The sequence below is a fragment of the Nocardia sp. NPDC060259 genome, assembly GCF_042728775.1.
In the GTDB taxonomy this organism is placed as follows: Bacteria; Actinomycetota; Actinomycetes; order Mycobacteriales; family Mycobacteriaceae; genus Nocardia.
The window spans coordinates 1-21252 of the sequence record NZ_JBHXAY010000014.1; the positions used below are offsets into that span (position 1 = coordinate 1).

Here is a 21252-nt window from a genome sequence, read left to right on the forward strand (position 1 = left end):
GAGTCGCTCTGCCGCCGGAGGCGTTCGCATCGACAGATCAGTTACCGGGCGCAGGCGCGGGCGCGGGCGCCTGCGTCGTCGGCGCAGGCTGACCACCAGGGGCAGCGCCACCGGAGGCCCCGCTACCGCCCTTGAGCAGCGGCGAATCCAGCTTGCTGACCAGCCACTTGCCGTCGTCGGACTTCTCGAGGGTCATCTCGACGGCGAACATCATCCGGTCCGGTTCGGTCTGGGTGAAGTTGGTCCGGTACTGGGTCATGGTGACCATGGCCTTGACGTCCTCGGTGGTGCCCGAGATGTAGGCGCACTGCACGTCCTCACCGCGGGACTTCACCTGGGCCTGGACCATCGCGCCCTTGAGTGCCTCGCTGGCGTCGCTGAATTCCTTCAGGTAGTCGCCGGTGGCACCCGCCTTCATCGAGGAGATGTAGCCGTCGAGGTCCTTCGAGTAGTCGTAGTTGGCCAGAATGTTGCCGTAGTCGCAGGCCGCCTTCGTCGACTCGGCGATGGCGTCGAGCTTGTCGGCCTTGTCATTGCTCTGCAGGAAGAACACCACAGCCGCGGTGGCCGCGCCGAGCGCAACCACACCGGCCACACCAGCCGCGATCCAGCCCGTGGAGCTCGATTTCCCGGTCGAAGCGGGCGCGGGAGCCGCCGCCTCGGTCACGGTCTCTGCCTTGACAGTGGCCGCGTCCTGCTCGGGAGTGGCCGCTGCGCCCTTGACGGTCGCGTCGGCCTTCGCCAGATCGGGCTTGTCCGCCGCGGCAGCGTCCTTCTTGCTCTCGGCGTCGTCGCTGGTCATCGAATCAATCCTGCTCTTTCCCGGCGCACAAATGGCACCGATATCCTTCGTGGGCCCGTGAGCCGGACCACACGCTCTCCTCCAAGCGAGTATGCCCGGTCCGGTGCGTGCGCTCCGGGCCGGGCATCCACTCAGTTCGCCGGGATGGGTGTCCGTTCGTTCGGATCGACACCCGGCGGCATCTGCGCGCCGTTGTTCGGCACGTTCGGTCGCGGCGCGTTTGCCGAACCGCGGATCTGCTGATCTGCGGGCGGGTTGACGCAGTAGTTCCACTTCGGGATCGACCCGTCCTGGACTTCCTCGTTGCGCCGGTATTCGGTCGCGTAGTAGCACGTCGGACGCGGCCAGATATCGATGATGGTGTGGAACTCGCCGTCGTGCGCCGGAGCGGAGATCGAATCCAGACCCAGCGCGAGCGACGGGAACAGCAGCCGCAGCGCGGGCTGACGCAGCTGCGCCGCCCTGGTGATGGACACGAAGTTGGCCGCCAGGCTGCTGATCGGATCGGCCGTCTTGTCCAGGACAGCACCGAGCGCCTCGAACTGGGCAGGCGCGTTGTCCAGGACGCCCTGCAGCTCCGCATTGGCGTTGTTGAACTGCGCGAGCAGCGTGCCCGAGTTGCTGGTCAGCGTCTGCAGATCGGGCTGGGCGTGCGAGGTGGTCTCGGCGATCACCCGCAGATTCGCGATCAGGTTCACCGTCTGCGGCAGCAGGTTGTCCAGACCGGCCACCACCAGGCTGACCCCGTTGATGAGACCACGCAGCTGATCGGGACCGCCGCCGAGCGCGATATCGAGCTCGTTCAGGATCGTCTTGAACTGCTGCGGGTCCACCTGCGAGATCAGCGCGCTGGTGTCGTCGAGCACGGCCCACACCGGGGTCGGCGTCTTGATCTGCTCGGGGTTGAACTTGATCACCGCGCCGTCGGCGAGGAACGGGCCGACATCGGTCTTCGGACGGAAGTCGATGTACTGCTCGCCCGCCGCCGACAGCGCCGCCACCTGGATCATGGTGTCGACCGGGATCTTGTAGCTCGTGTCGATCTGCGCCCTGACCGCGATCGCCTGACCCTGGTCGATCAGCTCGACGGTGCTGACCCTGCCGATCCGGTGCCCACGCAGGGTCACGTCGTTGCCCGGCTGCAGACCGCCGGAGCGGTCCAGGTTGACCGTCACGTCGTACTCGGACCGCAGCGGGTTCACCCGCATGACGTTGACCAGCAGGTAGGTCGCGCCGACGATCAGCACGACCACCAGGGCCGCGTTCGCCAGCACGATCTTGCTACCGAAGAACTTCTTCGCCTTGCTCATCGGTGGCCTCCCACTCGGCCCTGAACGATCTGCAGCACCTGGATGAAGGTGCCGACGAAATCGTTCACGTCCTTGAGATCCGGGAACTTGCTGTTCGCCGGATCGGTCAGCAACCCGATGTCGAGGTTGGTCAGCGTCGCGTACGGCGCGAGCGACTTGCCCTTGAACGTCTGGTTCGCGCCGGGGCGGATCGCGTGCAGCTGATCCATGACGTAACCGAAGTCGTCACCCGTCGCGGCCAGCGCGTTCATCAGGTTGTCCAGATTGGTGAGCAGCTCGGAGAGCTGATCACCGGTGGTGTTGGAGTAGTCGCCGAGAGCGGCGCTGGCCGTGGCCACCTTGGTGAGCAGATCGCCGATCGCCCTGTTGTTCTCGGCGATGGCGCCGATGGCCTGCGGCAGGGTGTCGGCCACCTGACCCAGCTGGGTCTTGTTGTTCTCGATGGTGTTGGCGAGGGTGTTGAACTCGGTGAGCACCGTGTCGACCCTGGCGCTGTTGTTGTTCAATTCGCCGATGACACCGGTCATCTCGGTGATCAGGTGCGCCAGATTGCCGCCCTGCCCGTTGAGGATCGAGCCGAGTTCGGTGCCGAGCCTGCTCAGGCTGGCCACGCCGCCGCCGTTGAACAGCATCGACACCGAGATCAGCAGCTCTTCGACAGTGGCTCCCGCCGAGGTGAACTCGCGGGTGAGCGTGTCACCGTCCTGCAGGGCGGCGCCCCCGCTGGTGTCGTCCTTCGGCTTGGACAGCGCGATGAAGACGTCACCGAGGGGCGTGGCCTGACGCAGCTCGGCCGTGCTGCCCTTGGGCAGCTGGATGTCCGTGCTGATCTGCATGTCGACGATGGCCTGGAAGTTCTTGGTCGAGATGTCGGAAACCACACCGACATCGGAACCACCGATCTTCACCTTGGCCTGGTCGGGCAGGTTCAGCGCGTTGTCGAACACCGCGTGAATCGTGTAGGTATCGCCTTCGGCGCCCGGCTTGGGCAGCGGCAGATCCTCCACGGTGAAACCGCAGCCGGAGGTGATCGCCACCGTGGCCGTCGCGGCCGCGGCGACAAGCGCGCGGCGGGCTTTCATCGTCATACGTAGGGTCATTTCGTCAGTCCGAGCAGTGCGGCAGTCAGGCCGTAGTCAGGGCCGAAATCCTGCATGTTTCCGGAACGGCAGCCATCGGACTTCATCTGGATCCGCTCACAGAACACGCTGACGATCTCGCCCGAGAGGGCGGTACCGATCAACCCGTGCAGGCGGACGAAGCCCTTCTCCTTGTTTATCGCGCCGTCGATGTTCTGCATGAGCAGCGGGACGATGTCGACGATCTCGACCATCGCGCCCGAGTTCGCGCGCAACTGGTTGGTGACGTTGGTCAAGCCGGTCAGCGAGGTGGACAGCTCGTCGGAGTGCTCACCGAAGGTCGTCGAGGTGTTGGCCAGGAACTGGTTGAGCTGGTCCAGCGTGGCCTGCAGGCCGGGAGCCTGCTCGGCCAGCAGACCCGACATGGCGGTCACCCGGTTGCTGAAATCGCGCACCGACTGATCGTTGTCGGCCAGCATCGTCGTCAGCTCGTTGAGCTTGATGATGATGTTGGAGATGGCGTCCTTGTTGTCGACACCGATCTTCAGCGCGCTCGAGAGCGCGTCGAGGGTTTCGCGGATCTTCTGGCCGTTGCCGTTGAGGACCGGGTAGAGCACCCGGCCCGAGAGCGGGCCGAGGCCTTCCTGGCCGGGTTCGGGCTTGAGCGCCGCGGAGAACTGGTCGATGGTCTTGATCATCGTGTCCAGCTCGACCGGGGTCCTGGTGTTGGCCTTGGTCAGGTGCTGACCGGACTCCATCGCCTCGCCGCCGGTGTAGGGCGGGCTGATCTCGATGTGGCGGTCGGTGACGATCGAGGGCGAGATGATCGCGGCGATCGCGTCCTTCGGGATCTTCACGCCGGCGTCGATGGTCATGTGGACCTCGACGTAGGTGCCCTTGGGGATGATCTTGTCGACCTTGCCCACCGCGAGGCCGAGGACCATGATCTCGTTGCCCTCGTACATGCCGGCGATGTTCTCGAAGTCGGCGGTGATCTTGGTCGACATGCCGAGCGCGTCGTTCACCTGGCCGGGCAGTAGCGAGCAGCTGCCCAGGGTCAGTGCGGTGGCGCCGATCATCAGGGATCGGGCCAGCGTCTTGCCACGGAACTTGGAAGTCAGTTTCATCCTGCGCACCCCTGGATCACCTGAACGAAGCACAGCCAGTTGTCGGGGAACACCCACGGCAGCGAGACGTCGCCGTAGTTGCCGTTGCCGAGCGCGTTGTTGAAGTAGCGCGCCGTGGGCTGACCGATCTGCAGCAGCTTGTCGAGATTGTCCTTGTTCTTCTGCAGCCCCTCGGCCATCGTGTTGAGCTGACCGATGGTGCCGCCGAACTGATCACCGTTCTCGGCGCCGATCTCCTCCAGCTGACGGGTCAGCGTGGCGATGTTGTCGAGCAGCTGACGCAGCAGGTTCTGCCGTTCCATGACCCGGTTGGCGATGGCCTCGCCCTGGGTGATGACCAGCAGGATGCTGTTGCGGTTGTCGGCCAGCAGCTGGGTGACCCGGTTCAGGTCCTTGAGCAGGCTGTCGACCTCGACCTTGCGCCGGTCGACGACCTTGGCCAGCGCGCCGACGCTGTCGAGCGCCTGCGCCACGAGCTCCGGCGATTCACCGAGCTGGCTGTTGATCGTGTTGAGCGAGGCGGCCAGCTTCTTGGTGTCGAGTTCCTCGAACTTCGGGGTACCGACCTGCACGACATCGGCGATGTCGTAGGGCACGTCGGTGTTGCTGCGCGGGATGGTCTTGCCCTTCAGGCCCGACCCGTCACCCGGCTGCAGGTCGACGTAGCGAGCGCCGAGCAGCGTGGCCATCTTGATCGCGGCGTGCGCGTCGGGCCCGAACTTCAGCGAGTTGTCCACGTCGAGGGTGACCACCACGTGATCGCCCTCGATGCGCGCACCGGTCACCGTGCCGACCTGTACACCCGAGACCGCGACCTTGTCACCGGTCTTGATGCCGGCGGCCTGCACGAACTCCGCCTCGATCGACTGCCTGCCGAGCCCGATGAACTGGTAGACGGTGGAACCGACCAGCAGCAGCACGATGGCCAGCGAACCGATGACACCGAGCCAGAAATTGCGGTTTCCGAGGAAGGTCTTCTTCAGCTTGCTCATCTGCAGACCTCCGAGTGGGAGGTGCCACCGATCTGGCTGAACAGACCGCGCGGGAACAGGACACCGTAGAGCGACACGTCGAGGCCACACAGGTAGGCGTTGGCGTGGGTGCCCTCGGAGGTCATCCGGCCGAGGTCGGCGAGCATCGACGGCATGTCGATCGCGACCTGGTCGAGCTTGGCGCCGTTGGCCAGCAGCAGGGTCAGCGCCGCGGTGGACGAGTTCTGCGCCGCCGCCAGCTGGGGCTGGATCTTGCCGACCATGCCGACCAGCGAGGTCGTCGCGTCGGCCAGGGTGGCCGTGGAGGCCTGCAGCGACTGTCCCTGTTCGTAGAGCCCGCCGATCAGCGCCCGGGTCTGGGTAACCAGGGTCTCCAATTCATCCCCTCGCTTGGCCAACCCGGCCATCACACCGGACAGGTTGGTGATCACGTCGGACAGGATCGCGTCCCGACGCTGGAAATCCGAGGCCAGCTGCGCCGCCTGGACGATGAAGGACGACAGCGAGACCCCGTCACCCTGCAGCGCCTGGATCAGCGACTCCGACAAGGCGTTGACCTCGGCGGGCTCCAGCGCCTGGAACAGCGGCTGGAAACCGTTGAGCAGCGCGGAGATATCGAACGAGGGCTCGGTGCGGTCGATCGGGATGACCGAACCGCTCTGGAGCGCCTGCGGGCTCGGTGCCTTGCCCGGGGTCAGCGCGATGTAGCGCTGACCGATCAGGTTCTGGTACCTGACCAGGGCCTTGGTGTCGTCGAAGACCGTCTGGTCGCTCTGCACGATGAACGACACCTTGGCGTCGTTCTTACCGTCGAGCTCGATCTTTTCGACCTTGCCGACGCGCACGCCCGCCATGCGGACATCGTCGCCGGGCCGCAGGCCGAGGACATCGGTGAAGATCGCGGTGTACTTGCGGGTGTCTCCGTCGACCGTGCGGGCGAGCGTGTTCCACACGACCACGATGACCAGCAGAGAAACGAGCGCGAAGATACTGAACCCGATCAGTGGCTTGCGGATGCTCATGCGCCACCCCCGTTTTCGGACACTTGCAGGGTTCCGCCCTTCAAAATCGGACCGAGCAGCAGGAATTCGGATGCCGTCGGCTTACGCCCCAGCAGTTGAGTCATCGCCGCTTCGCCCTGGTAGGAGATCGGCTTGCCGGTGGTCGCCGGCTGCTCCGGCGCCGCGGCGGGCGCGGCCGCCGGGGCAGGCGCGCCACCGAGCACACCGGGCAGACCCGGAATCTGGATCGACGGAACCAGGCCCTCGAGCGGCGTGCCGGCGAACGGCTTCACCTCGGTGCCGTTGGCCGTCTGCATCGGTGCGATGCCCGGCGCGGTGAGGCCGGGGATCTCGGGCATACCCGGGATCGACACCAGCGGCGGCAGTCCGGCGGCCGAGTCGAGTGCGCGGGGGCGCACGCTCTCCGGCAGCGGCGGCAGGCTGACCTCGGCGGGCGCGGTGAAGCAGCTCGGTCCGAGCAGGTCGCCGTAGCGCGGGCAGTCCGCGACGGTGTTCGGCTGGTACGGGGTGAACGTCAGACCCGCGTTCCACACCATCTGTTTGCCCGAGGGGCCACCGTGGAAGGTGGTGTTCAGCTTGGCCAGCGAGGGACCGAACACATCGAAGGTCTTGGTGATCGAGGCCGGATCGTCGGCGACGGCCCCCAGGGTGGCGTTCATGCCGGTGGTGACCTCCTTGCCGACATCGGGGTTGGCCGCGAACAGGTCGTTGACCTGGTCGGTGGTGGCGCTGGCACCGGCGAGCAGCGCGATCAGCTGGTCGCGCTTGGTCGCGATGGTGTTCGCGGTCTGCACCGAGCTGCCGAGCACGTCGAGCAGTTCCGGCGCCGACGCGTTGAGCGCGTGCGCCGAGGCAGCGAAGTTGTCGAGCATTCCGCCCAGGTTCGGGCCCGCGTCGGCGACGGTGGTCAGCCAGTGGTCGAGACGCTGGATGGTGGAGCCGGGGACCCGGCCGCTGCCGTCGAGCGCCTGGGTGAGGGTGCCGAGCACCCGGCCCAGCTGCACCGGGTCGACCTCGTTGAGGATGTCGCGCACCGTGGTGAGCGTGTCCTGCAACGCGATCGTGCCCTGGCTGGTGTCCTCGGGGATCTGCGAGCCCTCGTGCAGGTACTGGTTGGACGCGCCGTTGAAGACCAGCTCGACCGAGGTGACCGCGAACAGGTTGCTCGGCACGACACGGGCGGTGACGTTGGCCGGGATGTCGCCGGCGAACTCGGGCTTGAGCTCGATGTTCACCTTCTGCACCGCGCCCTTGTCGACGATCTCGACGTCCTTGACGACGCCGACGAGCACCCCGCGGAACTTCACGTCGGCGTCCGAGGGCAGACCGTCACCGGTCGTCGACAGGTTGGCGGCCACATTGACCTTGGGCACGAAATAGCCCTGGTACCTGGCCATCAGGAAACCGAGAATCACCGCGAAGACGGCGAGACCGCAGGCGCCTGCGATGTAGAGCTGTTTCATCGTGGGACCGCGCCCACTGGGATCGATGATCATCGCGCGCCTACCCCGAGATCCTGATTCCGGGGTCGACGCCCCAGATCGCCAATGTCATGAACAGATCGGCGAACACGACCAGGATGATGCACATCTTGATCGCGCGGCCGGCCGCGACGCCGACGCCTTCGGGACCACCCGAGGCGAAGAAGCCGTAGTAGCACTGGATGAACGTCGTGATCATGACGAACACCACCGCTTTGAGCAGCGAGTACAGCACGTCGGTCGGCACCAGGAATTGGTAGAAGTAGTGCGAGTACGTACCGGCCGCTGTTCCGCCGATCAATTGCACGGTGATCGAGCAGGACACGTACGCCATCACCAGGCCGATGCAGTACAGCGGCACGATCGCGATGACCGCCGCCATCATCCTGGTGCTGACCAGGTAGGGCAGCGGGCGGATGGCGATCGAGTCGAGCGCGTCGATCTCCTCGGAGATGCGCATGGCGCCGAGCTGGGCGGTGAATCGACAGCCCGCCTGCGCGGCGAAGGCCAGCGCCGCGAGCAGCGGGCCGAGCTCACGGGTGGTGGCGAAGGCCGAGATGGCGCCGGTGATCGGGCTGAGGCCGAGCAGGTTCAGCGAGGTGTGGCCCTGGATGGCCACCGTCATGCCGCCGAAGGCGCTGATGATCAGGATGACGCCGATGGTGCCACCACCGACGACGATGTTGCCGTTGCCCCACGTGACGTCGGAGAGCAGCCGCCAGATCTCCTTCGGGTACTGCTTGAACGCCAGCGGAATCGAGCCGACGGAGCGCAGGAAGAAGAAGACCTGGTGACCGAGGCGGGCGAGCAGGTCGATCGGCGCCCTGCCCGCGGCCTGGAGTTGGCGTAGCGGCCGCAGCAGCGGGGGTACGTATGTTGAAGATGACATGGCTCAGACCACCTGTGGGGGAAAGACTGCGGCGTAGATCTGCGTGATCGCCACGTTGACACCGAGCAGCATCACCATGGAGCTGACCACCGCCGAGTTCACCGCGTTGGCGACACCACCGGGGCCGCCGCGGGCGTTCAGACCACAGTCACAGGCGATGATCGAAGCGAGCAGACCGAAGATCACCGACTTGAGCAGGGCCACCGCGAGGTCGCGGGTGACCGCGAACGAGGCGAAGGTGCTCATGTAGGAACCGGGGGTACCCGCCTGGGCGAAGATGTTGAACATGTAGCCGGTGATGAAGCCGACGAAGACGACGAAACCGCACAGCAGGAAGCTGACGAGCATCGCGGCGCCGAGCCGGGGGGCAACCAGCCTGCGCAGCGGGTCGACGCCCATGACCTTCATCGCGTCGATCTCTTCACGGATGGTGCGCGAGCCGAGGTCGGCGCAGACCGCCGAGCCGACCGCACCGGCGATCATGATCGAGGTGACCAGCGGTGCACCCTGCTGGATGATGCCGAGGCCGTTGGCGGCGCCGATGAACGAGGTCGCACCGACCTGGCCCGCGACCGCGCCGACCTGGATGGAGACGATCACGGCGATCGGGATGGCGACCAGCAGCGTCGGCGCGGCGGCGACGCCTGCCATGAACGCGCACTGACGGACGAATTCGTCGAAGGGGAAGCGCCTGCGGAAGATCGCGACGATCAGCTCGGTGACCGCTTCGATACCCATCGTGATCTGTCGACCGAAGGTTTCGAGGGACTTCTTCGGATGGTCGTCCCAAAGGCCCTTGGTCCGGTCGACAGCTTCGCTGACTCGTGAACGGGCGGGCGGACTCTCGGTCGACTGCACTGCTAATACCCCTCTCGACGCCAGGTCATCTACACCCCGACGACTTGTTTGCTTGACGCACCTTACTACGGAGTAGCGCAGAACACACCACCGACATGTGAGCGCTGTCATAGACAGAGGTCACTGTCGGGAACAGCTATGAGTCCTGCCATGTCGGACCATACCGCCCGTAATTGTGGGCGTCAGCGCGATTAGGCGCGATGGCGTTTTCGGTGCGGATTCCCAGTACCAGCGGTCGCGCCAAATAAATATTGCGGAAAACTGTCATTCATAACGAACCCCCCGTTCGAATACGTGAACAGATCACAGGAACAACTCAAAACTGGTCAATTGATCACTATTTTCATAGATAACCGCTATGACAAAGAGGGGGCTGGCGGCATGGCGCGCCCGGGACAGTTTCCAGGCACGATAGGCAGAATGTATTGATATCGTGCGGACTTCCGACGTCTGGAGGGACATGTTCACCACACTCGCCAAGGTGGCCAACGCCGCCTTCGCCGTCGCCCTCGGTGCCGCACTGCTCGGCACCGGCGCTGGCGCTTCGCAGGCACAATCCGGCCCGCCGGTGCTCGGTGGCGGCTCCGGGATCGTCATCGACAGCATGTTCGAATGCACCCTCACCACCGTCGGTCACGACGGCGCGGGCAGGCTCGTCGGCCTGACCGCGGGCCACTGCGGCGACGCGGGCGCCTCCGTCGCCGCCGAGTCCGACCGCGGATTCGGAGAGATCGGCCGGTTCGCCTACAGCAACAACCAGCTCGACTACGCGGTCATCGAGTTCACGCCGGGGCGGGTCATCCCGGTCAACCGGATCGGCAACGTCACCATCACCGGTGTCGGCGGGCCTGCCCAGTTCCCGACGATCGTCTGTAAGGAAGGCCGGACCACCGGCAACACCTGCGGTATCACCTGGGGTGACGTCTTCCAGACCAATACCGAGACCTGGACCCAGATGTGTGTCGTCGAAGGCGATTCCGGCGCACCGGTCGTCGTCGGCTCGACCCTGGTCGGCATGGTGAACGCCTACCTGGCCGTCGCCTGCTTCGGACCCGAGGTCGGCACGAACATGAGCTCGATCATGAACGACATCAATGCCCGCGGCGGCGTCGGAGCAGGCTTCCACCCGGTGTAGCCGGCGGCCGGCGCCGCGGGTTCGCGGCCCCCTTGTGCCTCGCGTCCGAGGGCAGTGACTGCGGCTTCGCCGTTCCGTCTCGGCCCTCGGACGAGGCGGGCCGCCAACGTGGTTGTCAATGCCGATTCGGCGCGAGCGCGGGTCCGTCGGCGCCCGCGCAGTGCGGCAGGCAGTCGACCCGCTCGGGCTCGGGCGTCCGGCGGGGCACGCGCAGCAGTACGCCCGCGATGACCGCGCCGATCAGCAGCAGCACCGCGCACCAGCGCATCGCGGTGTCGAAGCCCGCGGCGAAGGCGACGGGGTCGCCGAAGGCGCCCGACAACCCTGCCAGCCCGGGCAGCGCGGCGACGGCGAGCAGCTGGGCGGTCCTGGCGACGGCGTTGTTCACGCCGGAGGCGATGCCCGCGTCGGCGACGGGCACGGCGGCCAGCACCGCGCCGGTCAGCGGCGCGACCAGGACCGACAGCCCGAGCCCGAAGACCAGCACGCCGGGCAGCACATCGGTGAGGTAGTCGGCGCCGGGCCCGACGCGTTGCAGCGCGAAGACACCGGCAGCGGCCAGCAGCGGACCGGCCGTCATCGGAATCCGTGGCCCGTGCCGTTGCGCCCACCGTCCCGCGGGCGCCGACAGCACGAGCATCAGCAGCGTCACCGGCAGACTCGCGGCGCCCGAGGCCATCGGCGAGTACCCGGCGACCAGCTGCAACTGCAGCACCAGCAGGAAGAAGACCCCGCCGAGCGCGGCGTAGACGAACAGGGTCACCAGGTTCGCCACGGTGAACACCCGCGAAGCGAACAGCGACGGCGGTACCAGCGGATTCGGGCTGCGCAGCTCGACGACGACGAAACCGGCCAGCGCAACGACGCCGACGATTACCAGGGCGGGATAGCCGTCGATCAAGCCGAGCGTGAGCGCGCCGAGCGCGACGGCCACGATCACCGCGCCGGGCACATCGATGCGCGTCGGCGCGTCCGGATCACGGCTCTCCGGCACCGACCGGAGCGCGACGATCGCCACGACCAGCGCCAACGGCACATTGAGCAGGAAGATCGCGCGCCACCCGACGAGATCGATGAGCCCGCCACCGAGCAGCGGCCCGAACGCGCCTGCCACCCCACCGAACCCCGACCACAACCCGATCGCACTGCCCTGATCGCGCTCGTCGATGGACGCCGAGATCAGCGCGAGGCTGCCCGGCGTGAGCAGCGCACCCGCCACCCCCTGCAGCAACCGGGCGACGACCAGCATCTCGATGTTCATCGAGACCGCGCACAGCAGCGAGGTGATCGCGAATCCGGCGATCCCCCAGACGAAGACGCGTCTGCGGCCGAGCCGGTCCCCGAGCGAGCCGCCGAGCAGGATGAACGAGGCGAGGGTGAGGGTGTAGCCGTTGACCGTCCACTGCAGACCGGCGACATCGGTGTGCAGCGATTCGCCGATGCGCGGCAGCGCGACCGAGACGACGGTGGCGTCCAGCGACGCCATCGAGGAGCCGAGGATGGTGGCCAGCAGGATCCACCGCCCCGTTGCGGAGTTGAGCCGAACCGTTCTGGTCGGAGCCACCTCTCCAAACTAGCTGGCGCCGAGGTGTTCCGCCGGGCTACAGACTCTCCACGCAGACCACGACGCGGCGCTCGGGGTATTTGAAGCCCGAGTCGGCGCTGTCGGGGCAGTCGTCGACGCTGTCGGTGTTGTTCTTGATCGTGACGACCTTGACCGGCTCGGAACCGGTTTCGCCGCAGTCGATGCGCTTGGGTTCGTCGCCGCCGACGTCCATGCAGCCACCGACCACCCAGTCGATGTCGAGGCACAGCGCGCCGGTCTCGATGCCGTTGAGGGTCTCGGCGTAGAAGTTGTCGCGGTCGCTGACACACCCGCTGCTGTTCTCGGCCTTGCCGATGACCTTGTAGTTCGACGAGCGGCTGCCGCAGGACGCCTTGGTGATGGTGGCGTCGTTCACGGTGCCGCCGAGCGCGACGCAATCGCCGACACTGGCCTGGAAGTCGGTGCCACCACGGCCCGAGGTGGGCGACGGTTTGCTCGTCGTCGGTTTACCCGACGTGGGCTTGCCCGGCTTGGTGGTTGGCGCGGTGCCGGTGGCGGGGACGACGTCGATCGCCGGCTGTGCGTGGCCGTCGATGGTGCCACCGCATCCGGTCGAGACGAACGCGGTCACCGCGATGGCGACGGCGCCGACGAGCCGGCCTACGGACAGGTCTGCAAACACCTTCTGTGAATACACCACCGGAGCCACCGGCGTCGACTCCGTCCCGATGGGTGGGGCGCTGGGCTACCCTTGGGATTCCGGCCCCCCGGCCGAACCTGCATCAGGAGGTGAACCCGATGGTGGCAGCAGCGGCGGGAGATTTCGGGCCCCTGACACATCCCGGCGGTACGCCGATCGCGGCGCCGCGGCAGATGCTGGTCGATCCGCGGTTCATCCGGCTGGCCGACCATTTCTTCGGATTGTTCCCGCAGCCCAACCGCGGCGGCGGCGCGCTGGCGATCTATCTGGACGGCAGGCCGGTCGTCGACGTCTGGGCAGGCTGGGCCGCCAAGGATCAGCGCTGGAACGGTGAGAACATCGCGCTCACCTTCTCCACCGGCAAGGGCGTCGCGACGACGGTCGTGCACCGGCTGGCCGAGCGTGGGCTCATCGACTACGAGGCGCCGGTCGCGCGATACTGGCCGGAGTTCGCCGCGCACGGCAAGCACGACATCACCGTGCGCGATGTGCTCTCGCACCGCGCGGGCCTGCACCGGGTGCGCGGGCTGGTGCCGGGCCGCGAGGGGATTCTCGACTACGGCGCCGTGGTCACCGCGCTCGCCGAGAGTCCCGCCGATCCGCGCCGGATCCGCACCTCGGGCTATCACGCGATCACCTTCGGCTGGCTGGTCGCCGAGATCGTGCAGCGGGTCACCGGGGAACCGTTCACCGAGGTGCTGCGGCGCGAAGTGGCCGAGCCGCTCGGCACCGACGAGTTCTGGTTCCAAGTGCCCGCCGCGCAGCGGCACCGGATCGCCAAGATCTTTCCGCACCTGGCGCCGCCGGGAATCCGCTGGAACACCGCGTCTTCGGTGCTGTCGTGGGTGCGGCCCGCGCGCGGACTGGCCGAGGCCGGAATGCCGGAGAGTTTCGACGAGCTGGTCCGCGACCCGCGCGTGCACGACGCGGTGATGCCAGGCTGGAACGGTGTCTTCTCCGCGCGAGCGCTGGCCAGGATGTACGGCGCGCTCGCCAACGGCGGAGTCGTCTACTCCGGCGATGCCGAGAACTCGACGCCTGGGGGCGACCCGCCGGTGCCGTTCCTGCGACCGGAGACGATCGAGAACGCCAACCGGACCCAGCAGACCGACAGCCGCGATTACGTCCTCGGCCTGCCGCTGCGCTTCACCCTCGGCTATCACCGGCCGGTGCTGATGACCAAGCAGCAGCCGCGACGGGCGTTCGGCCACTACGGAATCGGCGGTTCCGGCGCGTACGCCGACCCCGATCTGCGGATGTCGATCGCGTTCGTGACGAACCGGCTGGGCAATGCCGTCACCGCGCTCGGTGACGCGCGGCTGGCCAAACTGTCGGCGATCGCCCAGGGCACGGTCCGCAAAGTCCGCGCCGAGCAGGAGTAGCCGTTTCGAACCGGCCACCGGCGCGCGCCGTAGTACCCGACATGACAGCGTTGAGCCCGGCACCGGCGACGCCACGCCTGTCGCTGCTGCACGGGCTGGCCGCGGGCTGGGATTTCGAGGGCTACCTGCGGCGACGCGCCCGGCACAGCGATCCGTTCGCGGTCGGTTTCCCCGGCTTCCCGCCCGTGCTGTTCACCGGGACCGCCGAGGGCGCGCGTGAGCTGTTCCGCGCGCCGGTGGCGCTCGTCGGTCCGCCATTGCCCAATCCGATCGAACCGATGGTCGGCGCGGCCTCGCTGATCCTGAGTTCCGGTGAGCGCCATCGCACCGACCGCGCACTGCTCGCACCCGCACTGCACGCCCAACGCGTGCGCGCACTGGCGCCGGTGATCAGGGACGCGACGCTGTGCGAAATCGATGGCGGGCCTGCGGGTTCCTGGCAGATCGGCAGCCGGATCGACGGGCTCGCCGCGGCACACAGCATCACGCTGCGGGTCATCCTGGCGGCCGTGTTCGGCACGAAGTTCGACGGTGAATCCGAATACGCCGGTGCCGTCGCCGATTTCCTCGCAACGTTCACCACGCCGTTGCTGGTCGCGCCCGTATTACGCCGTCGCATGGGCGGTTTCGGCCCGTGGCAGCGTTTCGTCGCGGCCCGGACGCGGCTGGACCGGCTGCTCCTGGCCGAGATCACCCGACGGCGGCGCGCGGGCGGCTCCGAGACAGACGACCTGCTCGATCTGCTGCTGACGATCCGCTACGACGACGGCACCGTCCTTACCGACACCGAACTGTGCGAGCACCTGCGCGCCCTGCTCGTCGCGGGTCACGAGACCGCCGCGACGACGCTGACCTGGGCGCTCTATCACCTGCATCGCGAGCCGGGCCTGCTGGCGCGGGTCACCGCCGAACTGGCGACCGCGGGTGACGACCCCGCCGAGCAGGCCGCGCTGCCGCTGCTCGGCGCCGTCTGCCAGGAGACCCTGCGCCTGCATCCCCCGGTGCCCATAGTGCTGCGCATGCTCACCGAGCCGTGGCGGTGGCGCGGGGTCGACGTGGCCGCCGGGCAGACGATCGGCCTCGCCGTCGGCGTGCTGCACAGTCAGCCGTCGAGCTGGCCCGCTCCGCGGCTGTTCCATCCCGATCGCTTCATCGACCGCAAGGTCTCGCCGTTCGAGTTCGCGCCGTTCGGCGGCGGGCCTCGGCGCTGTATCGGCGTCACGCTGGCCGAATACGAGCTGCGCATCGTGCTGGCAACCCTGTTGACCGAGGTCCGGTTGTCGCTCGACGCCGGTCTTGCCCTGGGCAGGCGCCCACGGACCGTGCCGCGCAACATCGCCGTCGCACCCGATCGAGCGATCCACTTCACACGGATGGCGTGATTTCGGTCACCCCGCGTTTGAGGCTCACACGCGTGTGTTTCGACCCCGCTCGGCATCACCGTTTCCGACTCGCCGGTGTGAGCGCGGCGTTTGACGAAGACCGATGGATAACAACGCGTTATGTGACCTGGGACACACCGTTGCCGGACTGTTATCGCCGCTCGAAGCGGCTGGCACGTTGTCACCTGGGGCGGGTAGGAATGGACGGTCAGGGTCTCCGGCGTCGTTACCCCGTGGAGACCTGTCGCGGACTCCGCGACGATCACGAAGATCTTGGAATGGACGAGTAACCATGCACTACGAGGCAAATACGCGGCAAGCGCGCCGGCTTCGCCGGGGCCTGCTGCTGACGGCGGCGTTCGCGGCGACCGGTGCGCTGATCGCCGTCCCCGTGCAGGCCGAGCCGACCCTCCCTGGCTCCGGTTCCAGCCAGCCCGCGGTGGACGCGCCCGCCGCCCAGGCGCCGTTCGCACCGCCGACCATCAATATCGCCGACGGCGAGACCGTCGGCGTCGCGCAGCCGATCATCATCACCTTCAAGGACCCGGTCGAGGACCGCGCGGCCGCCGAGCGGGCCATCAAGGTCACCTCGAGCCAGCCCGCCCCCGGCCACTTCTACTGGACCGGCGCCAAGCAGGTGCGCTGGAAGCCGACCGACTTCTGGCCTGCCAACACCGACGTGACCGTCGCGGCCGGTGGCACCACCAGCGCGTTCCGCATCGGCGACGCGTTCATCGCCAGCGTCGACGACAACACCAAGATGATCACCGTGACGGTGAACGGTGAGGTCGTCCGCGAGATGCCGACCTCGCTGGGCAAGCCGGGCTACGAGACCCCCAACGGCACCTACATCGTGGGTGAGCGGTTCGAGAAGATGACGATGGACTCCTCGACCTACGGCGTGCCGGTCACCGACCCCGAGGGCTACAAGCTCGAGGTCGAATACGCGACCCGCATCTCCAACAGCGGCATCTTCGTGCATGCCGCTCCGTGGTCGGTGGGCCAGCAGGGCTACTCCAACGCCAGCCACGGCTGCCTGAACGTGAGCACCGAGAACGCCAGGTGGTTCCTGGAGAACTCCCGCCGCGGCGACGCGGTGATCGTCACCAACACCAAGGGCGGAACGCTCAGTGCCGGTGACGGACTGGGCGACTGGAACTGATTCACTGAACAAAAGCCGAACAATACGATCAATGGCGGTCGTGTTGTTCGGCTTTTTGCTGTACTCGCCCTTGTGCGCCCGATGTTCAGAGGATCGGCGGCCAAGGTTAACCGACAGTTCGCCATGCGCCGTAAAACTGCCGCGGTGCGAAGCAGTCCAGAGCGGGTCCTCCCCGCGCCACGCGGCCGCGGGCTGAAAAACCGCCCGTGGCAAGACTATGCGCTGTTCGGCGTGCTGGTCGTCCCCAACCTGGTACTGCTGACGCTGTTCGTTTACCGGCCACTGGCCGACAACATCCGGCTCTCGTTCACCGACTGGAACATCGCGGATCCCGTTGCCACACCGATCGGTTTCGACAACTACCTCGAATGGTGGCAGCGCGACGATTCCTGGAAGGTCGTCGGCAACACGGTGATCTTCACCGTCGCCGCGGTCGTGGTGAGTATGGCGCTCGGTCTCGCGCTGGCCCTGCTGCTGGATCGAAAACTGTTCGGGCGCAATGTTGTTCGATCCGCGATATTCGCGCCGTTCGTGATCTCGGGCGCGGCGATCGGCGTCGCTTTCCAATTCATCTTCGATCCGAGTTTCGGTCTGGTACAAGACGTGCTGCACCGGGTCGGCGTCGAGCGCGTTCCGGATTTCTATCAGGACCCGCACTGGGCCCTGTTCATGGTGACGATCACGTACATCTGGAAAAACCTCGGCTATACCTTCGTCATCTATCTGGCCGCGCTGCAGGGCGTGCGCGCCGAGTTGATGGAAGCCGCCGAAATGGACGGCGCGAGCCGGTGGACGACTTTCACGAAAGTACTTCTGCCGCAATTGCGTCCGACAACATTCTTCCTGTCGATCACCGTGCTGCTCAACTCGCTGCAAGTCTTCGACATCATCAATGTGATGACCCGCGGCGGCCCGCTCGGCAACGGCACGACGACCATGGTGTTCCAGGTGTACGAGGAGTCGTTCCGCAATTTCCGGGCGGGCTACGGCGCGACCGTCGCCACGATCATGTTCGTGGTGCTGCTGGTGGTCACGCTGATCCAGGTGCGCGTGATGGATCGGGGCGATCGATGAAACACATAGGCCCGCAGACACTCTCGTACCGCAGGCGGGAACGCGCCGTCACCGCGCTCGGCTATGCCGCGATGGTGTGCGTGCTGATCCTGGTCGGCGTGCCGCTGTTCTGGATCCTGATCACCTCGTTCAAGGATCGCGCCGACATCTACACCCAGCCCGCGGTGTACTGGCCGCACAGCTGGCATCCGGAGAACTACGGCCAGGCCACCACCACGGTGCCGTTCTGGACCTTCCTGCGCAATTCGCTGATCGTCACCGGCGTGGTGTCGGCGGTGAAGTTCGCGCTCGGGGTGTTCAGCGCGTACGGCCTGGTGTTCCTGCGCTTTCCGGGCAAGAACATCGTGTTCCTGGTGATCATCGCGGCGCTGATGGTGCCCAATCAGATCACCGTCATCTCCAACTACGCGCTGATCGCGCAGCTGGGCTGGCGGAATACCTTCCAGGGCATCATCATTCCGCTCTGCGGCGTCGCCTTCGGCACCTTCCTGATGCGCAACCACTTCCTGTCGCTGCCCGGTGAGGTCATCGAGGCGGCGCGGATGGACGGCGCGAACTGGTGGCGGCTGCTGACCAAGGTGGTGCTGCCGATGTCGGGGCCGACGATGGTCGCGTTCGCGGTGGTCACGCTGGTCAACGAGTGGAACGAGTACCTGTGGCCGTTCCTGATGGCCGATTCCGCCGAGGTCGCCACGCTGCCGGTCGGGCTCACGCTGCTGCAGAACACCGAGAATCCCTCGGTCACCAACTGGGGGCCGGTGATGGCGGGCACCGTGCTCACGATGCTGCCGATCCTCATCGTGTTCCTCGCCCTGCAACGTCACATGATCAAGGGCCTCACCTCCGGTGCGGTCAAGGGTTGATTCTCGAACAGGAGATCCACGTGTCCACTTCACGATTCCCCGAGCTCAGCCGCCGCGGCTTCCTCGGCTTGACCGGCGCGGCCGCCGCGGGTCTTGCGCTCACCGCGTGTGCGGGCACCGGCGGCGGATCCGGTGCCGGCGGCGACACCGACACCATCACCTTCTGGTCCAATCACCCCGGCACCTCCAAGGACCTCGAGCTGGAGCTGATCAACCGGTTCCAGGCCGAGTACCCGGACCTGAAGGTCAACCTGGTCGACGCGGGCAAGAACTACGAGGAGGTGGCGCAGAAGTTCAACGCCGCGCTCACCGGCGGCGACCTGCCCGATGTCGTTGTGCTGTCGGATGTCTGGTGGTTCAACTACGCGCTGACCAGCGCGATCGAGCCGCTCGACGGCCACTTCGGCGCGGCGGGCGTGCGGCTGGACGACTACGTCGACTCGCTCGCGGCCGACTACCTGTTCGATGGCAAGCATTACGCGCTGCCGTATGCCCGCTCGACCCCGCTGTTCTACTACAACAAGGACGTGTGGGCGAAGGCCGGGCTGCCCGACCGCGGCCCGAACTCCTGGCAGGAATTCGACGAATGGGGCCCGAAGCTGCAGTCGGTCGTCGGCGCCGACAAGTTCGCGCACGCCTGGGGTGACGCCAAGAACTACCTGGGCTGGACCTTCCAGGGCCCGAACTGGACCTTCGGCGGCGCGTACTCCGACCAGTGGAAGCTGAAGTTCACCGACCCCGGTTCGATCGCCGCTGCCACCTACCTGCGCGATTCGATCAACGTCAAGAAGTACGCGGCGATCCGCCCGCAGATCGCGGTCGACTTCGGCACCGGCGTCGCCGCCTCCACGATCGCCTCCACCGGTGACCTCAAGGGCATCAAGAAGAACGCCGACGGCAAGTTCGAGCTCGGCACGGCGTTCCTGCCGCACCCGAACGGTCCCGGCGTCACCACCGGCGGCGCCGGTCTGGCCATCCCGTCGCGGATCTCCGACGGTCGAAAGACCAACGCGCTCAAGTTCATCGAGTTCGTCACCAATGCGGCCAACACCGCGTACTTCTCGCAGAACACCGGGTACATGCCGGTGCGCAAGTCGGCGGTCAGCGATCCGTCCGAGGTCGACTTCCTGGCGAAGAACCCGAACTCGAAGGTCGCCATCGACCAGCTGTCGGTGACCAAGTCGCAGGACTACGCGCGGGTGTTCGTGCCCGGCGCCGACCAGATCATCGGCACCGGCTACGAGCAGATCGGCCTCCAGAACGCCGATCCGGCAACGGTTCTGGCGAAGGTCGCCGCCGATGTGCAGGCGATCATCGACCGGCAGATCACGCCCAAGCTGCCCAAGTAGCGGAGAGGAACTCGCCATGGCGACAGTGCAGTTCGACGGTGTCACGCACCGCTATCCCGGCGCCGACACCCCCGCTGTCGACGCACTCGATCTCGATATCGCCGATGGCGAGTTCCTCGTGCTGGTCGGTCCGTCCGGCTGCGGCAAGTCGACCAGCCTGCGCATGCTGGCCGGCCTGGAATCGGTGGCGGAGGGCACCATCCGGATCGGCGAACGCGACGTCACCGGGTTGCCGCCGCGCGCCCGCGACGTGGCGATGGTGTTCCAGAGCTACGCGCTCTATCCGAACATGACCGTCGCCGAGAACATGGGCTTCGCCCTGCGCAACGCGGGAATGAGCAAGGCGGACACCCGGGTTCGGGTTCTGGAGGCCGCCGCGATGCTGGAGCTCGAGCCGCTGCTCGACCGCAAACCGGCCAAGCTCTCCGGCGGCCAGCGCCAGCGCGTCGCCATGGGCCGCGCGATCGTGCGCCGCCCCCAGGTGTTCTGCATGGACGAACCACTGTCCAACCTGGACGCGAAACTCCGCGTCAGCACCCGCTCCCAGATCGCGGCCCTACAACAGCGACTCGGCACCACCACCGTCTATGTCACCCACGACCAGGTGGAGGCCATGACGATGGGCCACCGAGTAGCGGTGCTGCGCGACGGCACCCTCCAGCAGATCGCGTCACCTCGCGAGCTCTACGACGACCCGGTGAACACCTTCGTCGCCGGCTTCATCGGCTCACCCGGCATGAACCTGCTCGAAGCACCCGTGCTCGACGGTGCCGCGGTGCTCGACGGGCTGCGAATCCCGGTGCCGCGCACGCTGTCCAGCCCACGCGTAATCCTCGGCATCCGCCCGGAGTCATGGGAGGTCACCACCGACCCCGAAGGCATCACCGTCGTCGCCGAACTCCTCGAAGAACTCGGCGCCGAATCCTTCGTCTACACCCACGGCGCTGGCACCGACTGGAAAACCCGCTCAGGCAAGATCGTCGTCCGCGTCGACCGCCGCTTCCACACCACCCTCGGCGAAACCCTGCACCTGCGCCCGAAGGCCGACGAGATCTTCTTCTTCGACGCCGAAACCGACGCGCGAGTGCGCTGAGCTGCG

The 21252-nt window shown here is 66.8% G+C and carries 19 protein-coding genes; 8 read left to right on the plus strand and 11 right to left on the minus strand.

The features are described 5' to 3' along the window. Nucleotides 1-37 precede the first annotated feature (37 nt). The 9 genes from ACFWF2_RS08490 to ACFWF2_RS08530 form a co-directional block, all read right to left on the minus strand. Entirely contained in the window at nt 38-802 is a 765-nt protein-coding gene (locus ACFWF2_RS08490) for a hypothetical protein (RefSeq protein WP_379305997.1), read from the minus strand. A 131-nt stretch (nt 803-933) separates the two neighbouring features. Then, nucleotides 934-2112, minus strand: a complete 1179-nt coding sequence (locus ACFWF2_RS08495; protein WP_379305999.1) for an MlaD family protein — start codon at nt 2110-2112, stop codon at nt 934-936. Then, complete coding sequence (locus ACFWF2_RS08500; protein WP_379306001.1) at nt 2109-3200, minus strand: MCE family protein; 1092 nt, start codon at nt 3198-3200, stop codon at nt 2109-2111. The genes ACFWF2_RS08495 and ACFWF2_RS08500 overlap by 4 nt, the downstream gene beginning before the upstream one ends. Nucleotides 3201-3208: 8 nt before the next feature. Continuing rightward, the gene (locus tag ACFWF2_RS08505) at nt 3209-4318 is read right to left on the minus strand and encodes an MCE family protein (protein WP_379306003.1); all 1110 of its coding nucleotides are present in this window, start codon (nt 4316-4318) and stop codon (nt 3209-3211) included. Continuing rightward, nucleotides 4315-5310 (minus strand): MCE family protein, encoded by a 996-nt coding sequence (locus ACFWF2_RS08510; RefSeq protein WP_379306005.1) that lies wholly within the window; start codon nt 5308-5310, stop codon nt 4315-4317. Before ACFWF2_RS08510 ends, ACFWF2_RS08505 begins: the two co-directional genes overlap by 4 nt. After that, nucleotides 5307-6332, minus strand: a complete 1026-nt coding sequence (locus ACFWF2_RS08515) for an MCE family protein (protein ID WP_379306007.1) — start codon at nt 6330-6332, stop codon at nt 5307-5309. Before ACFWF2_RS08515 ends, ACFWF2_RS08510 begins: the two co-directional genes overlap by 4 nt. Continuing rightward, complete coding sequence (locus ACFWF2_RS08520; RefSeq protein ID WP_379306009.1) at nt 6329-7828, minus strand: MlaD family protein; 1500 nt, start codon at nt 7826-7828, stop codon at nt 6329-6331. Before ACFWF2_RS08520 ends, ACFWF2_RS08515 begins: the two co-directional genes overlap by 4 nt. A gap of 7 nt (nt 7829-7835) precedes the next feature. Continuing rightward, nucleotides 7836-8702 (minus strand): MlaE family ABC transporter permease, encoded by an 867-nt coding sequence (locus ACFWF2_RS08525; RefSeq protein ID WP_379306011.1) that lies wholly within the window; start codon nt 8700-8702, stop codon nt 7836-7838. Between the two features lie 3 nt (nt 8703-8705). After that, nucleotides 8706-9560: an MlaE family ABC transporter permease gene (locus ACFWF2_RS08530; RefSeq protein WP_379035543.1), complete on the minus strand. Its 855-nt coding sequence runs from the start codon at nt 9558-9560 to the stop codon at nt 8706-8708. Nucleotides 9561-10020: 460 nt separating this feature from the next. Between ACFWF2_RS08530 and ACFWF2_RS08535 the strand changes: the two genes are divergently transcribed. After that, nucleotides 10021-10695: a S1 family peptidase gene (locus tag ACFWF2_RS08535; RefSeq protein WP_379306013.1), complete on the plus strand. Its 675-nt coding sequence runs from the start codon at nt 10021-10023 to the stop codon at nt 10693-10695. Between the two features lie 115 nt (nt 10696-10810). Here ACFWF2_RS08535 and ACFWF2_RS08540 read toward each other — a convergent pair whose 3' ends face one another. Together ACFWF2_RS08540 and ACFWF2_RS08545 are read right to left on the minus strand one after the other, a co-directional pair. Beyond that, nucleotides 10811-12259 (minus strand): MFS transporter, encoded by a 1449-nt coding sequence (locus ACFWF2_RS08540; RefSeq protein WP_379306015.1) that lies wholly within the window; start codon nt 12257-12259, stop codon nt 10811-10813. A 37-nt stretch (nt 12260-12296) separates the two neighbouring features. Continuing rightward, nucleotides 12297-12923 carry a hypothetical protein gene (locus tag ACFWF2_RS08545; protein ID WP_379306017.1) on the minus strand — a complete coding sequence of 209 codons (627 nt, stop codon included), beginning with the start codon at nt 12921-12923 and terminating at the stop codon, nt 12297-12299. A 191-nt stretch (nt 12924-13114) separates the two neighbouring features. Between ACFWF2_RS08545 and ACFWF2_RS08550 the strand changes: the two genes are divergently transcribed. The 7 genes from ACFWF2_RS08550 to ACFWF2_RS08580 all read left to right on the plus strand — a co-directional run bounded on the left by ACFWF2_RS08550 (nt 13115) and on the right by ACFWF2_RS08580 (nt 21246). Then, nucleotides 13115-14323 (plus strand): serine hydrolase domain-containing protein, encoded by a 1209-nt coding sequence (locus ACFWF2_RS08550; RefSeq protein WP_379306133.1) that lies wholly within the window; start codon nt 13115-13117, stop codon nt 14321-14323. A 41-nt stretch (nt 14324-14364) separates the two neighbouring features. Continuing rightward, on the plus strand, nt 14365-15705 hold the full coding sequence (locus ACFWF2_RS08555) for a cytochrome P450 (protein WP_379306019.1): 1341 nt from the start codon (nt 14365-14367) through the stop codon (nt 15703-15705). A 292-nt stretch (nt 15706-15997) separates the two neighbouring features. Beyond that, entirely contained in the window at nt 15998-16867 is an 870-nt protein-coding gene (locus tag ACFWF2_RS08560; protein WP_379306021.1) for a L,D-transpeptidase, read from the plus strand. Between the two features lie 123 nt (nt 16868-16990). Continuing rightward, nucleotides 16991-17941, plus strand: a complete 951-nt coding sequence (locus ACFWF2_RS08565; RefSeq protein ID WP_379306135.1) for a carbohydrate ABC transporter permease — start codon at nt 16991-16993, stop codon at nt 17939-17941. Beyond that, nucleotides 17938-18804, plus strand: a complete 867-nt coding sequence (locus tag ACFWF2_RS08570) for a carbohydrate ABC transporter permease (protein WP_379306023.1) — start codon at nt 17938-17940, stop codon at nt 18802-18804. The genes ACFWF2_RS08565 and ACFWF2_RS08570 overlap by 4 nt, the downstream gene beginning before the upstream one ends. A gap of 20 nt (nt 18805-18824) precedes the next feature. Then, nucleotides 18825-20153 carry an ABC transporter substrate-binding protein gene (locus ACFWF2_RS08575; RefSeq protein ID WP_379306025.1) on the plus strand — a complete coding sequence of 443 codons (1329 nt, stop codon included), beginning with the start codon at nt 18825-18827 and terminating at the stop codon, nt 20151-20153. A 16-nt stretch (nt 20154-20169) separates the two neighbouring features. After that, nucleotides 20170-21246, plus strand: coding sequence for an ABC transporter ATP-binding protein (locus ACFWF2_RS08580; RefSeq protein ID WP_379306027.1), 1077 nt, complete (start codon nt 20170-20172; stop codon nt 21244-21246). Nucleotides 21247-21252 lie beyond the last annotated feature (6 nt).

Excerpts from the sequence above, each read along its gene's own strand:
- ACFWF2_RS08565 (WP_379306135.1), top strand. The coding sequence starts at position 16,991 with ATGCGCCGTAAAACTGCCGCGGTGCGAAGCAGTCCAGAGCGGGTCCTC.
- ACFWF2_RS08570 (WP_379306023.1), top strand. The coding sequence starts at position 17,938 with ATGAAACACATAGGCCCGCAGACACTCTCGTACCGCAGGCGGGAACGC.
- ACFWF2_RS08535 (WP_379306013.1), top strand. The coding sequence starts at position 10,021 with ATGTTCACCACACTCGCCAAGGTGGCCAACGCCGCCTTCGCCGTCGCC.
- ACFWF2_RS08515 (WP_379306007.1), bottom strand. The coding sequence starts at position 6,332 with ATGAGCATCCGCAAGCCACTGATCGGGTTCAGTATCTTCGCGCTCGTT.
- ACFWF2_RS08525 (WP_379306011.1), bottom strand. The coding sequence starts at position 8,702 with ATGTCATCTTCAACATACGTACCCCCGCTGCTGCGGCCGCTACGCCAA.
- ACFWF2_RS08520 (WP_379306009.1), bottom strand. The coding sequence starts at position 7,828 with ATGATCATCGATCCCAGTGGGCGCGGTCCCACGATGAAACAGCTCTAC.
- ACFWF2_RS08495 (WP_379305999.1), bottom strand. The coding sequence starts at position 2,112 with ATGAGCAAGGCGAAGAAGTTCTTCGGTAGCAAGATCGTGCTGGCGAAC.
- ACFWF2_RS08550 (WP_379306133.1), top strand. The coding sequence starts at position 13,115 with ATGCTGGTCGATCCGCGGTTCATCCGGCTGGCCGACCATTTCTTCGGA.
- ACFWF2_RS08490 (WP_379305997.1), bottom strand. The coding sequence starts at position 802 with ATGACCAGCGACGACGCCGAGAGCAAGAAGGACGCTGCCGCGGCGGAC.
- ACFWF2_RS08560 (WP_379306021.1), top strand. The coding sequence starts at position 15,998 with ATGCACTACGAGGCAAATACGCGGCAAGCGCGCCGGCTTCGCCGGGGC.
- ACFWF2_RS08505 (WP_379306003.1), bottom strand. The coding sequence starts at position 4,318 with ATGAAACTGACTTCCAAGTTCCGTGGCAAGACGCTGGCCCGATCCCTG.
- ACFWF2_RS08580 (WP_379306027.1), top strand. The coding sequence starts at position 20,170 with ATGGCGACAGTGCAGTTCGACGGTGTCACGCACCGCTATCCCGGCGCC.
- ACFWF2_RS08555 (WP_379306019.1), top strand. The coding sequence starts at position 14,365 with ATGACAGCGTTGAGCCCGGCACCGGCGACGCCACGCCTGTCGCTGCTG.
- ACFWF2_RS08510 (WP_379306005.1), bottom strand. The coding sequence starts at position 5,310 with ATGAGCAAGCTGAAGAAGACCTTCCTCGGAAACCGCAATTTCTGGCTC.
- ACFWF2_RS08500 (WP_379306001.1), bottom strand. The coding sequence starts at position 3,200 with ATGACGATGAAAGCCCGCCGCGCGCTTGTCGCCGCGGCCGCGACGGCC.